General features: G+C 66.4%; 1 protein-coding gene. It reads left to right on the top strand.

What is annotated here, in order from left to right; genetic code table 11:
• Window positions 1-426, top strand: a 426-nt coding sequence (locus tag ACK59H_RS23005; protein ID WP_409264998.1) for an Ig-like domain-containing protein, incomplete at both ends; no start/stop codon positions are given.

The raw sequence follows: 426 nt of genomic DNA, 5'->3' as shown, positions 1-426 counted from the left end.
GATGGCCAGGCCTTGAGCGTCACCGCCACCGATGCCGCTGGTAACACCTCTGGGGCTGCGGCGATCAGCGCGCCTGACGACGGCACTCCACCCGACACCACACCTCCCGAGGCACCGACCAATCTAGTCATCGGCGTTGCTGGCCAACAACTGAGCGGAAGGGGGGAAGCCGGCACTACCGTGCAGGTGCGCGATGCCAGCGGCAACCTGATTGCCAGCGGCACGGTGGGTGCCGATGGCACGTTCCTACTCACCTTGTCGCCAGCCGTGAAAGACGGCAGCACCCTGCAGGTAACCCTCACCGATGCTGCCGGCAATGTGTCAGCCCCAGGCTCGGTGACCTCCGCCGATCTGCAACCCCCAGCGCAACCCACTGACCTTACCCTTGCCGACGGCGTTACCCTGACCGGGCGCGGTGAGCCTGGT

It is taken from the genome of Pseudomonas sp. KCJK9000, from assembly GCF_046230725.1.
GTDB classification, from domain to species: domain Bacteria; phylum Pseudomonadota; class Gammaproteobacteria; order Pseudomonadales; family Pseudomonadaceae; genus Aquipseudomonas; species Aquipseudomonas promysalinigenes.
Note: the sequence above shows the minus strand (reverse complement) of the source record. Positions and strands in the feature narration are given on the sequence as shown.